Annotated in this window: 10 protein-coding genes; 3 read left to right on the top strand and 7 right to left on the bottom strand. The window is 58.6% G+C overall.

Annotation, left to right across the window (positions count from 1 at the left end; all coding sequences use genetic code 11):
- Positions 1-262: 262 nt before the first annotated feature.
- The gene (locus ACI2KS_RS20155; RefSeq protein ID WP_404622755.1) at positions 263-658 is read right to left on the bottom strand and encodes a hypothetical protein; all 396 of its coding nucleotides are present in this window, start codon (positions 656-658) and stop codon (positions 263-265) included.
- A 243-nt stretch (positions 659-901) separates the two neighbouring features.
- Between ACI2KS_RS20155 and ACI2KS_RS20150 the strand changes: the two genes are divergently transcribed.
- Positions 902-7,177, top strand: coding sequence for a papain-like cysteine protease family protein (locus ACI2KS_RS20150; protein WP_404622754.1), 6,276 nt, complete (start codon positions 902-904; stop codon positions 7,175-7,177).
- A gap of 122 nt (positions 7,178-7,299) precedes the next feature.
- Here ACI2KS_RS20150 and ACI2KS_RS20145 read toward each other — a convergent pair whose 3' ends face one another.
- Entirely contained in the window at positions 7,300-8,199 is a 900-nt protein-coding gene (locus tag ACI2KS_RS20145; RefSeq protein ID WP_404622753.1) for a LysR substrate-binding domain-containing protein, read from the bottom strand.
- 153 nt (positions 8,200-8,352) lie between these two features.
- On the opposite strand from ACI2KS_RS20145, the gene ACI2KS_RS20140 reads away from it, so the two are divergent.
- Together ACI2KS_RS20140 and ACI2KS_RS20135 are read left to right on the top strand one after the other, a co-directional pair.
- On the top strand, positions 8,353-9,690 hold the full coding sequence (locus tag ACI2KS_RS20140) for an MFS transporter (RefSeq protein ID WP_404622761.1): 1,338 nt from the start codon (positions 8,353-8,355) through the stop codon (positions 9,688-9,690).
- Positions 9,691-9,733: 43 nt separating this feature from the next.
- Positions 9,734-11,008, top strand: coding sequence for a glucarate dehydratase family protein (locus ACI2KS_RS20135; protein WP_404622752.1), 1,275 nt, complete (start codon positions 9,734-9,736; stop codon positions 11,006-11,008).
- A gap of 348 nt (positions 11,009-11,356) precedes the next feature.
- Here ACI2KS_RS20135 and ACI2KS_RS20130 read toward each other — a convergent pair whose 3' ends face one another.
- The 5 genes from ACI2KS_RS20130 to ACI2KS_RS20110 form a co-directional block, all read right to left on the bottom strand.
- Complete coding sequence (locus ACI2KS_RS20130) at positions 11,357-12,109, bottom strand: WbqC family protein (protein WP_404622751.1); 753 nt, start codon at positions 12,107-12,109, stop codon at positions 11,357-11,359.
- Between the two features lie 88 nt (positions 12,110-12,197).
- Positions 12,198-13,127, bottom strand: coding sequence for a glycosyltransferase family 2 protein (locus tag ACI2KS_RS20125; protein ID WP_404622750.1), 930 nt, complete (start codon positions 13,125-13,127; stop codon positions 12,198-12,200).
- 651 nt (positions 13,128-13,778) lie between these two features.
- Positions 13,779-14,645, bottom strand: coding sequence for a DUF3618 domain-containing protein (locus tag ACI2KS_RS20120; RefSeq protein ID WP_404622749.1), 867 nt, complete (start codon positions 14,643-14,645; stop codon positions 13,779-13,781).
- On the bottom strand, positions 14,642-15,061 hold the full coding sequence (locus tag ACI2KS_RS20115; RefSeq protein WP_404622748.1) for a phage holin family protein: 420 nt from the start codon (positions 15,059-15,061) through the stop codon (positions 14,642-14,644). Before ACI2KS_RS20115 ends, ACI2KS_RS20120 begins: the two co-directional genes overlap by 4 nt.
- The gene (locus tag ACI2KS_RS20110) at positions 15,061-15,807 is read right to left on the bottom strand and encodes a hypothetical protein (RefSeq protein WP_404622747.1); all 747 of its coding nucleotides are present in this window, start codon (positions 15,805-15,807) and stop codon (positions 15,061-15,063) included. The genes ACI2KS_RS20115 and ACI2KS_RS20110 overlap by 1 nt, the downstream gene beginning before the upstream one ends.
- Positions 15,808-16,033 lie beyond the last annotated feature (226 nt).

The raw sequence follows: 16,033 nt of genomic DNA, 5'->3' as shown, positions 1-16,033 counted from the left end.
GGTTTCCCCATGTGAGAGTAGGTCATCGTCAAGATTAAATTCCGAAACCCCATCTGCTCACGCAGATGGGGTTTTGTTTTTGCGCGCGAAAAAGTCACCTGTGGTCCGGTTCGGGAAGCGTTCGGCTCTAATCAGAGATCCGCAGCTCGCCAGGCCGTTCCAAGGAGCGTCGAACCGGTGTCTCCCCAGCAACCGCTATCACCTGCCGCTTTAAAGGAAGGCTCGATGGGCAGCATCTCTACTGAGGGAGCACGCTCATCAGTCATTGAGGACTCAGGGTGTAGTGGTAGTGGACGGCTCCAGTATCGGGATTCACCAGCCAGTAGTCGTCCTGGTCCTTTTTCAGTCGGTAGCATTCGTGGGGGATTTTGACCGACGAAAAACAAATGACCCCGTCTTTGACGACCCAGTGCTCAGTTTCTGGAGGGTTCCCGGACATCTGGAAGATCTCGGTGCCATCGGCGTTGAAACTCAATGAATAAGGACGCCCGGTTGTACCGATGTTATTCAGTTTATGGCCGATCAAGGTGCTGCGGATCTGTTCATCATTCAGCGCCGTGGCAGTAGATGCCACAGGTTTGATGACCGTTCCTCCGGACGACGTACAGCCGCAGATCAATGCGATCAGCGGTAGATACGCCCAATTCCTCTGTTTCATGGCTGCATTTCCTCTCATATCGCCCTCGCTGAGCCTAGATCTGCCTTGTGAAGACGGCAAGAAAGGGCTGCCGGTTGGTTTTCTGATAACGGCGGGCATCAAGTCAGTCCGGATAAACCAGGGGCACGCCGGCGACATCATTGCGATGTGCCGGGCCTCTCCTATACTCCGCCCCCTCTCTTCTGGTAATTGGTCGTCGGGAGTTCCTCGGCACCGATAAGAAAAAAACCAGAGGAGTCTCGCATGTTGCTCGTGCAGCGGTCTTTCAAGTACGAAGGCGATCCGGATGCTGTCCCGTCCGGGCCGCTGGCGATGATATTTCAGCTGCCGATTTTCAGTTATTCGCCCGGTGCGGGGCGACAAGGTATCCAGCGGCTGCAAACCGGAACGTCGAGGCAGCAACAAAGCATCCATCTCAAGGACAGCAGCTACGAAGTCAGTGTTGCGTCCACAGGGCTGACAGGCATCGATGCCCAGCTGTCGAGCTTTCAACGATTCACTGACGCCGTGATGAAGCAGGGCGAGACGGCTGTGCATCAGCTCGCCTTTCCCATTTACCTGCAGCTCAATCTCAACCAGCTGGACATACCCTATAGCAAGCCTCTTTCGGCGCTGTACCTGATTAAAGGGACAAACGCCGACGGGCAACGCGATGGCCTGGCGCCAGACAGCATTTTCCTGGTCAACCAGCAACGTTACGACGAAGCGCTCCCACAGTTCGCACAAATCACCGGGCACAGCGCCACGACCAGTCTGCTGCAGTTTCTGAAAACATTGATCGAGGTAAACGACCTGTCACCCAAGGGACCGCCCGGCCCCGAAACCGTCATCAACGATCGTCTGTCTGGCATCGTCAATCGCTTGCATCTGGAGAACGTCGACGACTTCGCCGGATTTCTGAAGCGCTACTTCTTTGCCCTGTTCGATTTCGACATCGTGGTGGATGCGCTGGTCTGGATCGACATTGCCGGTCACTTGCACGTTACAACCGCTGACGGCAGCGCGATCAGCAAGCCAGATCTGTATTTCTACGCCATCGACGCGCAATACGGCACGCTCGATGCCGCAGGCAATACTTCCTTTCACTCAATCGCCTATGACTGGCTGCAGAACCCTGAGTCGCCGGCCGACAACCGCATCGCCTTTTCACTCACCGATCAAAACAAGGTGCTGCAAAACAGCGTTAACGGCTCAATCGCGGTGCGTGTGCGCGGATTTGATGGTGCCGAACTGTGGCGCAGACAATTCGCCGCCGACGACCCTCAGCTCAAGGATCTGCAAGTTGAAGTGGCAGCGTACAGCCCAGCGGTGCTGGTCACTGACCCCGCCGATCTTCCGGCCGAGGGCAAGCGGCTGCGTGGCAAGTTGGTCGGCTTGACCAAGGTCTGCCCGTTCAAGGATGCGACCGTACTGATCCAGGCCAAGGCTGCGGCGCAAGACCTCTGGCGCGTGGTGGGTCAGGCGACGGCCGACAGCAACGGCAACTTTTCCATGGCGTATCCCTATGGCGCTTATGTAGCGGCGCAGGCGCTCATCTCACTGACACCGGACAGCCCAGCCGATATTCCGGTTGACCCGAGCGCAGCTGATGAAACCATTGCCGACGACTTTCTTTATCTGCTGGTGACTGATCCGGTGTGTGACGAGCCGTCGGCACAGAACAAAGAGGACTGTGACTGCTCGGGCTCGAAGGTGGGTCGCCTGCCCACTCAGGAAGATCTGATCAACTCCGACGAATACATGCAGGACATCGGCGGTGCGTGCATCAATTTATCCACGCCCAACCGCACGCTCAGCGAATACAACTACACCGCCATTGTGCGCACCTCCGATCCGGATGTAGCCAATTACACCCTGACAAAAACGACCCTGACCACCTTGCAGGGCGAGGAGGTGGCGGCGTTCGAGCTGGAAGGCGGAACACAGCAAGTGATCCGCAAGCCGGTCAACCTGGACAATCCGATTCGCTGGCAAGATACGCCGGCCGATTTTGACTACCTGTCGTTCTATCAAGCGGTCAGTGTTGCCACTGGCCACATCTTGCACTACAAGTCGATCTTCAAGGCTGACGGCTATTCGCTGGGCAACCTGCTGTACTCCCTGCCGCTCGCACCGGGGCAGAAGAAACAGATCGCAGTATTCGACTCCAGCCACTCGTTGCAGGCCGCGGAGTCGCAGAATGTCTCCCAGGATGAGCGCCTGGCGGCGGACATTGTGTCCGAACGGGAAATCGCCGATCAGTTGGGCGGGTTTCTGGGTGAGGCCCTGCAGGGGCAGAGTTCAGCCACCACCAGCGGCGTCAGCGCGGGTTTGGGAGTGGCGGCCAACATCGGCGTTGTATCGGGCGCGCTAGGCGTGGCCGGCGGCACTGCCAGCTCCAGCAGTAGCGCATCACAAAACGGCAGCCGCAACACCTCGCAGTTCTTCGCCGAGAAACTGCGCCAGGCGATCATGCAGAACGCCGACAGTTATCGCCAGCTCAATGCCTCGGTGGTGACCACTGTCCAGGAAGGGCAGCAGTACAGTGCCACCACCGAAGTGGTCGCCAACCATAACCACTGTCACTCGCTGACCATGATGTATTTCGAGGTGCTGCGCCACTTTGCGGTGTTCCAGGAATTGGTCGATGTGGAAGAGTGCATCTTCGTTCCGCTGCTGATGACCAACTTCACTATGGAGAACATCCGCAAGTGGTCAGATGTACTGGCGGTCGCGCTGTTGCCGGTTCCATCCAACACCTGGTTGCAGCCCTTCAGCAGACTGAGAGTCCATCCCTTGCTCAGAGGCTTCGATGCCAACGAGCGGATCAGAACCAACTACACCCATGTAGACTTCCCGGCCGCGCGGTATTGCGACGATGCCATCACTGAAGTCAAAGGCAGCTTCAGCGTGCGTGCCGCGCTGCCACGCCCGAAAACCCGCTTCGACCGGATTCTTTCGCTGCCGATCATCCGCAAGACCGTCACCACTCAGGGCGGCGTGGATGTTGAGGGCACCATTCGTGACAACATCAAGTCCAGCGCCATTGCCGCCGCCACCGGTGGGCTGTCGCTGTTGTTCGGCGGCGGGCCTTCGGTCAGCTATCAAACCGAATCCCATGATGTGCTTACGCCGGGGAAAATCTTCGATCTGTTCATGACCCTGGATGAAAACTACGAGTCCGTTTCCCCCGCTCAGTGCATCCGCGTTCATTCCTTTGAGGATCAGAAAATCCTGGTCAACAATGTGCTGACGCCCATCAGTTTTTTTCAGGGCATGGAGGATGACAAGAAGCTGTGGGACGCTTACGCCAATATTCTGGGGATACAAACCCTGGAGTTGCTCAACAAGTTTGCCAACAATGTCATCGCCGACTGGGACCGGATCTTTTACAGCGACATCGCGCCGCAGCTGGTCACCCGCCTGATCAGCCAGTCTACCCTGGTGATCAAACCCTTCAGCTCACTCGACATCACGGCCCTGAACCGCTACTCCGCCAAAGACCAGCTGCTGCGCTATAACTTCCAGGCCAGAAGCACTTCCACCCGTGCGGTGATCAATCAACTCGAACTCAAGTACAGCTTTGGCAGCAGCATCTCGGCCGCCAGCCAGACCACCCTGGGCAACGATCTGACGCTGACGGTGGAAAGCCTTGACGTCACGTACGCAACGCCGCATTACAACGGCCGCATCTTCAGCGGGTATCTGGGCAATGACCTGTTTGACGGTGTCACCCAGGCCACGCCGATGAACTCCGATGAACAGCGCAACCCGCGCAAGGAAGACGTCTTCATCGTCAACAAGCTGACCGAACACCTCAACAGTAACCTTGAGCACTACAACAACCGCTTGTGGACCGGCCTGGACCCGAACCGACGCTATATGCTGCTCGATGGTTTCTCGATCCAGATCTACGACGGCAACGGTATGCCGCTGGTGTTTCGCAGCCTGGCGTCGGTGGTGAAGAACGAACTGATCTGTGTCACCGGCAACTCGCTGGTATTCCCCGTGGCGGCGGGCTACAGAGTCAGCCAGGCGTACATTGTCGAGCACGATGAGCAAGGGGAGTCTGCCGAAGTCTCGCTGTTCGATCATTACCGGCCGCTGACACCGCCTGCGCCGTTCCGCATCAGCGTGCCTTCGCGCGGCGTCTTCCTGGAAGCGGTGCAGGGTGCTTGCGATGCCTGTGAAAAGGTCAAGGACAACACGTCTCAGGACTGGACCCAGTTCACCGCCGACGAGCCGGGGCAGATCGCCCCACTGACGCCACCGACCCCCACCATCACCGACTGGAAAGCGGCGTTCAAAGAGTTCACCGCGCCGCTGATCAGCATCCAGAATGCACCGGCGAACCCGGAACCTGGTGTGGGGCTGGCATCGCTTGATGCCTTGCTCGGCAAAGCCGGTATCTTCGCCAATGTCACCGGCCTCGATGCCAATCAACAGAACGCGATGCGCACGTATCTTTCCAATCAGGACAACGCCAAGGCCTTCGCCGAGATGGCGCAAAAGATGTCCATGCAGGCGCACAACACCGCCAATTCCGACAAGATCATGGATACCCTGAAAAGCGCGCGGCAGGACGGCGCGATCACGCAAGAGGAATACGGCACGCTGGTCAAGGAACACATCCAGAGCCAGATCGACGGCGGCGAGAAGGAGAAAACCGCGCTCGACCGGGCCAACGCCGACAAGTCCAGTCTGTCCACGGCTGCCGTCAAGGCGATTGATCAGGGCAAGACGGTCAAGGCGCAAAAGACCGATCCTGCCGGGGTCGCCGAGTCGGTGGAAGTGTCTGCCGCAGGTGGCGAACAGGTCATCGCCAAGTTCGCCGGCACGGTGCCGAAGTTGAAGCAGGAAAACAGCATGGCCTGCTGGGCGACCGTCGCGACGATGATGGTCAGCTGGAAAGAAGGCCACCCGATGACCGTCGAACAAGTGCTGCAAAAGGCCGGCGCGCAGTACCTGACAAAATTCCAGAACCAGCAAGGGTTACTCTCGTCCGAGAAAGAAGCCTTCATCGGTGCCTTGGGCATGACAGGCGAGGCCCCGGCGAGCTATCCGCTGCAGCAATACATCGACTGGGTGAACACCTACGGGCCGCTGTGGATCACCACCGATTCGTCCACTGCCACGGGCCAATTCTCCCCGCACGCCCGAGTCGTGACGCGGATCACCGGAACCGGCAGCGCGGACGGCAGCGGTACCAGTTTCGTGTTCATCGATCCGGCCACGGGTACAGAGCTGTCGGAACCTTTCAGCACCTTCCTCTCGGCTTATGAGCAGATGGTCACGGATAACCCCGGCGACCTGTTCATCCAGATCGTTCACTTTGCCGATGCCGCAGGTGGCGGCGGGGAGGGCAGCAGCCCGGTCTCGCCGGTGCCGGCCTGGGCCGACGCGATTGATCCGTTCCCTGGCGCTGCGACAGTCAACCTGGATAGCGCAAATGCCACCATGACGGCGGCGTTCGTGCCGGTGACGACCAGTACCGCCAACCATCTGTGCGCAGCGGTGGCTGACGTGACTGGCGCGCCTGCCTCGGCGGCGTTTGCCAGCCTCAACGAGCAAGAGATGGTCTACGTCGGCAGTCTGATGAAGGTCACGGTGATGTACGCAGCCTTTGCCCTGAAGGCCCGGGTGCAGGCCATGGCCGATGCGGCGCGCACCAATGGCGTCAGCACCCAGGCCGACCTGTTCGGCATGATCAGGCGAGCCTGGACGCCCAAGCTCATCGCCCTGTTTCCCACCCGCTCGCTCACCAGCTTTGGTAACACCCAGGATGTGACGATCCCGCAACTCGACACGCTGTTTACCCTGTCGGCGGCGGGCAAGATCGAGTTTGCCGTTGCCTCGCCCGCGCTGACCAACGCCAATCTCGACAGTGCCGGTGAGTTCGGCGTGCCGCCGGGCAAGTTTCATGACTGGATGCGCCTGATGATGCGCTGGTCGAACAACACCGCTGCCAGCCGGTGCGTGCTTGCGCTGGGCTATTTCTACATCAATGGGCTGTTTGCCAACAGCGGCTTCTTCGATGCGGCCAGCGGCAAGGGGCTCTGGGTGTCGGGCGACTATCAGGGGCATGATTGGGTCAAAAGTGCCGCCGAGAAGGCAGCCAACGCCGCCGGTGTCGCGCTCACCCCGCGCTGGGCCACCGCGCAGGGGCGCCAGAAGAGCAACTTTGTGGCCAACACCCTGCAGCTGGGTCGGCTGATGTCAGCGATGGCCATGGACACGCTGGTCGATGCGCCTGCGTGCAGTGAAATGCGCACCCTGGCAGACCAGACGATGGGCGGCATAGGCAGCTATGCCCGAGCGGCGCTCAATGCGGTCGGGCGCACTCAGGATGCGCTGTCGTCGAAGATCGGCTTTGGTGACGACAGCTTCAGCCACGACTGCGCGATCGTCGAGCGTACGGTCAATGGCAAGCACCTGCGATATGCCGCTGTGGTGTTCGGTTCGGCACCGGCGCGCAGTCGCAAGGATCTGGGCGAACTGTTCGTGTTGCTCGATGAAACTGTGGTGGTGCACAACCCCTAGGCTGACGGTGCGGGCGCCGGCGAACCGCGCGCAGGCGCGTCTTTTGTCCAGGCTGCACAGCGCCGTGAGAGTGGCGGTCCTGGTCGTCGGCGGGTCTACCGCAGACGGCCAGATGCAGTGCTTTACCGTATGCCGGCCTCCACGGCCTCTCGGATTGCCTTCAACAGCATCAGGCATGCCGGGTTGTCGTTGTCCGAGCGCCAGATCAGGTGCAGCTCGCTTTGCACGCCTTCGCCCAGATCGATGTCGCGAAAGACCACATTCTTGAACACCACGTTGGCCGCGCAGCGTGGCACCAGCGCCAGGCCCATCCCCGCATTGACCAACGCCAGAATGGTCAGCGAAGACCCCAGCCATTGCACGTACTCCGGCGCTACTTGCGCCGAACGAAACATGCCCGTCAGCAGTTCGTTGAACGGCGGATAGGCGGAATGTGAATACATCAGAAACGGCTGCGCATCCAGATCGCGCACGTGCACCGCACTCGCGCTGGCCAGTGGATGAGCGCTGGGCAGCGCCAGCACGAAAGGCTCCCGGACCAGGCATTCGGTCTCGTAACCGGGCTGCAGCAGTGGTGCACGCACGATACCAAGATCAATACGTCGAGCACGCAACGCCTCGTGCTGCGAATAGGTGTTCATCTCGGTCAGGGAAATTTTCACGTGGGGCTGATGCAGACGTGCCTCGGCGATGACCCTGGGCAGGAATTCGTACACCGCGCTGCCGACGAAACTGATGGTTACCGAGCCAATGTCCCCCTCGGCAAAACGCCGGGCGGCAATGGCAGCCTGCTGGGCGCGCTCGAGCAAGGTCTGCGCTTCGATGAAGAACGCCCGACCGGCAGCGGTCAGCTTGACGCTGCGGGTGCTGCGCGTGAACAGGTCAACGCCCAGATGGTGTTCAAGCAACTGAATCTGCCGGCTGAGCGGCGGTTGGGTCATGTTCAGGCGTTCGGCGGCGCGGCGAAAATTCAGTTCCGTGGCCACGGTGGTGAAGCAGCGCAATTGAGCCAATTCAAACATTGATATAATCCGGGTATCAATCGACAGTCAATCTAGATTAGACGGGAACAATAGCAGCGTCCATCATCGACTCATCCCCAAAAAAACAATGACCGGGAGTCGCCCTTGAATATCGTCCCTGCTCGTAGTGACCCCAGCGCTGTGGATCCCACGGTGCTTGCCCGCGCCGCAACCAAGGTGAAACGGCACGTATTGCCGCTGTTCGTCATCATGTTCATCGTCAATTACATCGACCGGGTGAACATCGGCTTCGTGCGCAGCCACATGGAGACCGACCTGGGCATCGGTGCCGCTGCCTATGGCCTGGGCGCCGGGCTGTTCTTCGTCGGCTACGCGCTGTTCGAAGTGCCCTCCAACATGCTTCTCCAGCGTTTCGGTGCCCGTGCGTGGCTGACACGCATCATGCTCACCTGGGGCCTGGCGGCGATGGCCATGGCCTTTGTACGTGGCGAAACCAGCTTTTATGTGTTGCGCTTCATCCTCGGCGCGGCGGAGGCCGGGTTCTTTCCCGGGATCATTTATTACTTCACGCAATGGCTGCCTTCGAGCGAGCGTGGCAAGGCCATGGCGATCTTTCTCAGCGGCTCGGCCATCGCCTCGGTGATCTCCGGGCCGGTGTCGGGTGCACTGCTGGGTGTCAGCGGTCTGAGCCTGCATGGCTGGCAATGGATGTTTCTGATCGAGGGCTTCGCGTCCATTGTGTTGTGCGGCTTTGTATGGTTCTGGCTGCAATCCCATCCGCGCGAGGCCAAATGGCTCAGCAGTGAAGAGCAGCAAGCTCTGGTCCTGGCCATCGAAGAAGAACAGCGCATCCGTGAAGCGACGCAGGCGGTCAAGCCATCGATCTTCAAGTTGCTGGCCGACCGGCAGATCATTGTCTTCTGCTTTATCTACTTCTCGGTGGCGCTGACTATTTACGGTGCGACATTCTGGCTGCCGAGCATGATCAAAAAGATGGCCAGCCTCAGCGACTTCGAAGTCGGTTTGTTCAACTCGGTGCCCTGGATCATCTCGATTGTAGCGATGTATGGCTTCGCCGCGCTGGCCGCACGATTCAAGCATCAGCAGGCGTGGGTGGCAGTGACATTGGTGATCGCCGCCTGCGGCATGTTCATGTCGACCGTCGGCGGGCCGGTCTTCGCTTTCGTCGCCATCTGTTTCGCCGCCATTGGCTTCAAGGCCGCTTCAGCGCTGTTCTGGCCGATTCCCCAGGGCTACCTGGATGCGCGCATTGCGGCGGCGGTGATCGCCTTGATCAACTCCATCGGCAACCTTGGCGGCTTCGTTGCCCCCACCGCATTCGGTTTCCTGGAGCAGAGCACCGGGTCGATTCAGGGCGGCCTGTACGGTCTGGCGTTGACCTCTCTGGTAGCGGCAGTCGTGGTCTTCTTCGCTCGCACCACCCCTGGCAGCGAGCCACCGGGCAAGACCGGGAAAACACCGCGCCGCCCGCCAATTGACGAAACCATGCCACTGCGCGTCGCCAAATAAGCTCAGTTAAAGCCTCAACCCCTGATTGACCGGGAGAAGTATTGTGAAAATCACACGTGTCACCGTCACCCCGATTGCCTTCCGTGACCCGCCTTTGCTTAATGCCAGCGGCATTCACGAGCCTTTCGCACTGCGTTCGATCATCGAGATCGAAAGCGACAACGGTTACATCGGTCTGGGCGAGAGCTACGGCGATGCTCCCGCATTGGCGATCCAGCAACAGCTGCAGAGCCAATTGATCGGCATGGACCCGTTCAACCTCAATCAGCTGCGCGCGGTGGTCAAAGCGACTATGGCGGCCAACAAACCGGCGAGCATTTCCGGCGCCGAGCTGGCGCCCGGTTCTCACGCCAGCAAGGCGCTGAGCAACGCTTATTCAGCCTTTGAGGTGGCGTTTCTCGACCTGCAGGCACGCTCTATGAACCTGCCGCTGGTTGATCTGCTGGGCGGCGCGGTCCGCGATCAGGTGCCTTTCAGTGCCTATCTGTTCTTCAAATATGCCCGGCACGCTGACTCGCCCTACGCCCCGGACAGCTGGGGCGAGGCCCTGAGCGAAGAGCAGATCGTCGCGCAGGCGCGGCGCATGATCCAGGCCTATGGTTTCAAAAGCATCAAGCTCAAGGCCGGCGCGCTGGACCCGGAACACGAGGTGTCATGCATCAAGGCACTGAAAAAGGCATTCCCCGGCTACCCGCTGCGTATCGATCCCAACGGCAACTGGTCGCTGCAAACCTCAATCCGCATGGCAGAACTGCTCGGTGATGACCTGCAGTATTACGAGGATCCAACGCCGGGCCTTGAGGGTATGTCCGAACTGCACAAGCGCACCGGTCTGCCGCTGGCCACCAACATGGTGGTCACCGATTTCGACGAGTTTCGCCGCAGCGTGGCACTCGACAGCGTGCAGATCGTCCTGGCCGACCACCACTACTGGGGCGGGCTGCGTGATACCCAGGCGTTGGCGAAGATGTGTGAAACCTTCGGGCTGGGCGTCTCGATGCATTCCAACTCGCATCTGGGCATCAGCCTGATGGCCATGACCCACGTGGCTGCCTCGGTGCAGAACCTGGATTACGCCTGCGACACTCACTATCCGTGGCAGGAACCGGACGAGGAAGTGATCAAGGGCGGCAAGCTGCCGATTGTCGACGGCTGCGTGAAGATCACCCGCGAGCCGGGGCTGGGCCTTGAGCTGGACTACGACCAACTGGGCAAGCTCAATGATCAATACCTGACCTGCGGCATCCGCTCGCGAGACGACGTGAAGCAGATGCAGAAGTACAAGGCTGACTGGAAGGCCGTCAAACCCCGTTATTGATCCAGCCGCCTACCGGGATTCTTTGTAAGTGCAAGGATCCCGGCAGCGGGCAGGGGTTGAGCAACCCGCACCTCAAGCGGGTACCCAGACACGAAACAACAGTGCTTATCTCAACAGATTTTCCTATTAATCGTGCCGATCACTTTCGATCTCATGCTTGAGGCAAAGGATTGCAACGACGTGGTGCGCAGTTCTGGTCTGGGCCGATTGTCAGCTCGCGGCGACCGCTGGGTCTCGCTTTCAAGAACTTACGGTGACCCGCAGCCTGCCCGACAATCACTTAGCCGATAGTCGAGCCGAAAAGTGCCCAGAATGGTTTCCCGCTCGACGAATCGCTTCAATCGTGCACTAAGATGCAGCGACCTCGAGCAGCGATTCGACAACGGTGTCGTGGGTTTGTAGCGAACAGGATGAGAGCAGTACTTGCATCTTGTCGACATCGTTGAACATCAGCACATCAATAATGGACAGATGACTCACGAAAGGTCTGCGGTATTGGCGGTAAGCAATGTCGTCCATTTTAAGGAACCTTAGCGCCAGATCATGCTGCTCGAAGTAGTGCGGGTCATACAGTGCTGTACCGCCGATAGGGTTGATATAGAGCGTCGCCTCAAACATTTTTGCGGTCTGGATGACACGGTCCTGTTTATCCAGAGGCTCTTGCATCTTCAGGTCGCAAGCCCGATGAATGGGCGTATCAATATGTAGATAAGCGCATATTTCTCTGACCGATTGTTCAATATAAAGCGCCAGGTTGTGCTGCGGGAAACGAATCAGCCGGTCAAGCAGTGGCATGACTTGGGCAAAGCATGGGGCCCTGGAGTAATTATGGGTCAGCACGTTTATCAGGCGACCGGCTTCGTCCGCGAAGTTGTCGCACAGATGCCGTTGATTGATTGCAAGATCCGAGCGATCGCGTTTAAGGGGAAAGGTGATCATCCTCGCTTCGTTGTTATCAAGAATCCTGTTGCGGTTTACCCAGCCACCCCTGATGTATTGCAAGTCATCACTGAGGACGAATATATCGGCTGCGGCAATCAGCTGGAAATAGCCCAGGTAGGGAAACAGGTACGGCTGCATCATCGCAATTTTCTTGTCCATTACCGATCGCTCCATGTCATTTTTTTATTATGGTCTTGTTCAATGCCGCATCGGCCGTTGCCGACACGCGCCCTGATTGAATGCTGGGTCACTGAACATGACCTTTAGCGGCGGATGGCAGCAATCGTTTGAACAGATTGATGCTGACGTTTCGGGCGACCATGAGCAGCGCCTGAAGCTTGTGTAAGGGTGAAATGGCCGACAGTGAAAAGCCGAACACCTGAATCAGGAAGTACTCGTACAGCGGCTGGTTACCCACGCGATAATAGTAATTAGCCAGTGCTGAGCAGGTCTGCAGACTCATGTGCAATTTGCGTTTGCTCGAGCGCATGGAAAAGACGCCGCCGGGGTGCACCCGGTATGCGGCAGGCTTGATCTCCTGGAGAAACTTGCCTTTGCCATGAGCGCCGAGCAAGGACCACCAGCACATGTCGCCGAGCGGGGCGTGCAGCAATTCAGCGGGCAACTCATGGAAAACATTGCGAAAACAGACGGTAAGCGTAGAGATGGGTCGGCCTTTTTGCAGTTCGACGGCGCTGGCATCGCGGCGCAATTTACCCTGCAACTGAATACCCCGGTCACCGTTGATATCAAATGCCATGGCGTCATGGTAAGTCATCACGTAATCGGGATGGTTTTCGAGGAAGTCCACCTGGATCTGCAACTTGTTGCGGTCAGTCCAGTAGTCGTCGCCTTCGCAAAACGCGATATAACGCCCGCGCGCCTCTTTGAACAGCCCTGGCGTGCAGGTCTTGCCTTGTTGATACTGATTCACTTGATGATAGAACGGGCGGATGATATCCGGATAACGCTCTACATAAGTGGCGAGAATGTCTGCAGTGCCGTCGGTAGATGCGTCGTCGTTGACCAGAATCTCAAAGGCAAAACTGGTTTGTTGCGAAAGAAACCCATTAAGGGTTTGAGCGAGGAATTCCTGATGATTGTAAGTCGGGCAAACAATACTCAAGAGCGGACGTTGCGGTTGCTCGTTGACGGTGGTTGGCGGGCTGGCAGTCATGGCAATTACTCGGGTTGCTGGAAAACGGGATTAGCGCAGCCACTGGTCTTTTTGTTGAGCAATAAAGCTGCACTGTGCCAGTAATGGCGTATCGGTATTCGCAGGCATTGGACGGCGGAACATGCTCGGCCTGATAGTCGTGCGGGAGGTCAACAAATTGTCTGCGTTCCTATATATCGACGCCAGCGTTGTTCCTGTCAAATAATTTCCCGGAAGATCTGTCCATTTTTTGATAAGCGGCGCGGCGAATGCCATAACATGTTGATTTTACGGGGAGTCAAAAATTGAGCGCTTTAATCGATAATGTCAGGCGGCATTTTCTCGGCACTTTAAATGCTCGATTATAATTAACTATCTATTATCCATGCGTTCGGATGGTTGGCGTGGGAAGTTGATCCAACTAACTTGATATTCTTGGATGAAATGTGTACTCCTCGGGCCTGATGCCATTATCGATGTCGCGTGCTCCAGCAGGTGCGCAGTCAACTAGCCAGTATTTGTTTTTAATGACGTCGTTTATTTGTCGTTCAGTGCCGTGCCTGAAAAGATACGTGCCAGTAGGGCAACAGCATCAGCGATATATGACCGGCCATTGCGGTTTTAGGCTACCAAGGGGCTGCCAACCACGGCCCCTTGGTATATCGCAGCAGATCAAGGCGCGTCGGGCTTGGGCTGATGCTCAGGGCGAGCACCGGAAGGTGTCGAATGCTTGAGGTCATCCACCATGTCCTTACCGGCATCCGAAACCGCTTCCCAGGTATCGGTCATGGTTGCCTTGGCCTTGGTAGCCAACTTGTCGCTGGTTTGCCCCAGAATCTTGTTCTCGCGCTCGGTTGCCGGCAGCGCCGCGCCAATTGCCGCGCCCAGGGCGATACCAATCGCGGCAAGCGCCAGAGGTTGCTCTTCCAGCAAATACTGAAAACTGCCCTGCAGATTGCGACCCTGACGCAATAGAGCATCCTGAGCGTCATCAGACGTCGACTTCATCTTCTCGCCCGCAGTTGACGCGTGAGCGCTGGCCCGACCCTTGATATCGCTCATCCGGTCTGCCGCTGCTTCGGCCAGATGACTCGCCTTGTCAGTGACCTGATGCGCGGATTGGCGCACTTGCTCCCTGGCGCTGCTCAGCGAATCCCCCATGGACGCTGCCGCGTCGCTGATCTTCTCGCCAACACGATCAAACATCGACGGGCCATTACTGCGCGGCCGTTGATTTTGCCCCAGCATCAGCCAGGTCACGCCCACCGTCGCCAGCAGTACCGGTACGGGATTGTTTTTGATGGAGGTGCCCAGGTTATTGAAAAATTCGCCGCCGTTGGATTTGCTGAACGCCAGCGCCTGATCGAACAGCTGCCCTGGGGAAAACTGGTTTTCCAGTGCGTCGACGATGTGCTCGATGTTGGCCCGGCGCGCATCGATGTCCCGCTCCAGGGTTTCGGGATCCTTGCTTGTATCCACGCCGGCAATGGCATCGCGTTCGAAGTCTTCTTGGGTGGCAAAACTGCTGTCGGTACTCATGATACTTTCCTCTGAATGGCGTCTTTGTCCTTGCCAAGGGACTGCATCGTGCGCTCGGGCGCCAGGTGCGCCGGTTCAAGCTGTTTCTTGCCGCCTTGCACCATCAGAAAGCCGACCAGTATCGCAACGGCGCCGACGATCAGGGCGGCGGCCCAGGCCGGCACGACCAGCATTAGCGCGTAGACCGCAGCCATCAGCAGGATCACCAGGCCTGCAAGCATCACCACGACGCCCCCGGCGACCGCAGCGGTGGCGGCCTTGGCAGTTTCGATGGACGATCTTATTTCTGCCTTGGCCAGGGCCAGCTCTTCGCTGAGCAACGCCGGCACTTCATGGGCAAGCTGGCGAACCAGGCTCAGCAGTGACGGATCGCTTTCGCTGCCAGGGCGAGGGGGAACATCAGGATTAATGGCCATCAGAATGCTCCTTTGGCTGGCGGGTTATCGGGCGTGACAGCCGGGGCTTCGGGTCGCGATGAGGGTTGGGCGTCAGCACTGCCGAAACTTCCCATCTCCGCTCCCGAGGGGCGGATGCCTGCGCCAGGGTTAGCGTCCGCGGTTGTTGCGCCTGAGAAACCCGGTGACTGGGGAGTTGAAGACTGCCCGGGCGTGCCATGCACAACGTCACCTTCATGTTCGGGCCGTATCGCCAGTTCTTCGTCCGCGGCAATTCTGGGGTCGAACTCATCCTCGCTCGGCGCGCGCCTGCTGGCGTCGGTGGCGTCGGTGGCGCCGGCGCTGGTCAGATCCGGAGCGCTTGCGCGCAAGAACCGCGACAAGCCGAAACCCAGGGCAATGCTGCCCGTCACAAACAACGCCGGGTTGTCCCGCGCGAGGCGCCCGACTTGCTGCAGCAACTCATCGGCGCTCTTGCCGCGCAGGCTGCCTGCGAATGTTCCCAGGCTGTCGGCGACATCGGTGATGTAGTGGGACAGTCCCAGCGTGTCCTGATCCTGCAGTTGCTCGGCGGCCGACGTTGCGCTGCGCGCAAGGTTTTCAATCTGATCGGCTGCGCTCTCCCGATAACTTTCAAGGTGCTCGGCGCCTTGTTCGCGGGCAGAGTCAAACAGCGCCCTGGCATCATCCTGCAAGTGGTGCAGGGCGTCGCCCGGCGGCGGCGTGCGCTGCTCCGCGCCGCCAAAGCCTTCATTGGGTGTGGTCATTTCGCTCACCATCCTTTGCTCAACAGAGACGCAAGCCCTATCGAATTGCGACCAGGGACGCCATCTCGCGCTGCAGGGAATCTGCAGGCTGTAAAGGGTGGAGCCGACGGTGTAATCAAGAGTTCTAAGGTGGAGACAAACGGTGTGCGATGGCTTGTCGTGGCGCGCAAACTACCGCCATTTGGGCGTGTGAACAGTGCCGGAACACTCGAACGTATGGACAGGC

Origin of the sequence: Pseudomonas sp. NPDC087358, assembly GCF_044900785.1 — a bacterium.
Lineage (GTDB): Bacteria > Pseudomonadota > Gammaproteobacteria > Pseudomonadales > Pseudomonadaceae > Aquipseudomonas.
The sequence above is the reverse complement of the archived record's forward strand: the minus strand, read 5'-3'. Positions and strand labels throughout refer to the sequence as shown.

Coding starts and splice junctions, on each gene's coding strand:
- ACI2KS_RS20115 (WP_404622748.1), bottom strand. CDS start 15,061: ATGGCCATTAATCCTGATGTTCCCCCTCGCCCTGGCAGCGAAAGCGAT.
- ACI2KS_RS20130 (WP_404622751.1), bottom strand. CDS start 12,109: ATGGACAAGAAAATTGCGATGATGCAGCCGTACCTGTTTCCCTACCTG.
- ACI2KS_RS20125 (WP_404622750.1), bottom strand. CDS start 13,127: ATGACTGCCAGCCCGCCAACCACCGTCAACGAGCAACCGCAACGTCCG.
- ACI2KS_RS20155 (WP_404622755.1), bottom strand. CDS start 658: ATGAAACAGAGGAATTGGGCGTATCTACCGCTGATCGCATTGATCTGC.
- ACI2KS_RS20145 (WP_404622753.1), bottom strand. CDS start 8,199: ATGTTTGAATTGGCTCAATTGCGCTGCTTCACCACCGTGGCCACGGAA.
- ACI2KS_RS20120 (WP_404622749.1), bottom strand. CDS start 14,645: ATGAGTACCGACAGCAGTTTTGCCACCCAAGAAGACTTCGAACGCGAT.
- ACI2KS_RS20150 (WP_404622754.1), top strand. CDS start 902: ATGTTGCTCGTGCAGCGGTCTTTCAAGTACGAAGGCGATCCGGATGCT.
- ACI2KS_RS20110 (WP_404622747.1), bottom strand. CDS start 15,807: ATGACCACACCCAATGAAGGCTTTGGCGGCGCGGAGCAGCGCACGCCG.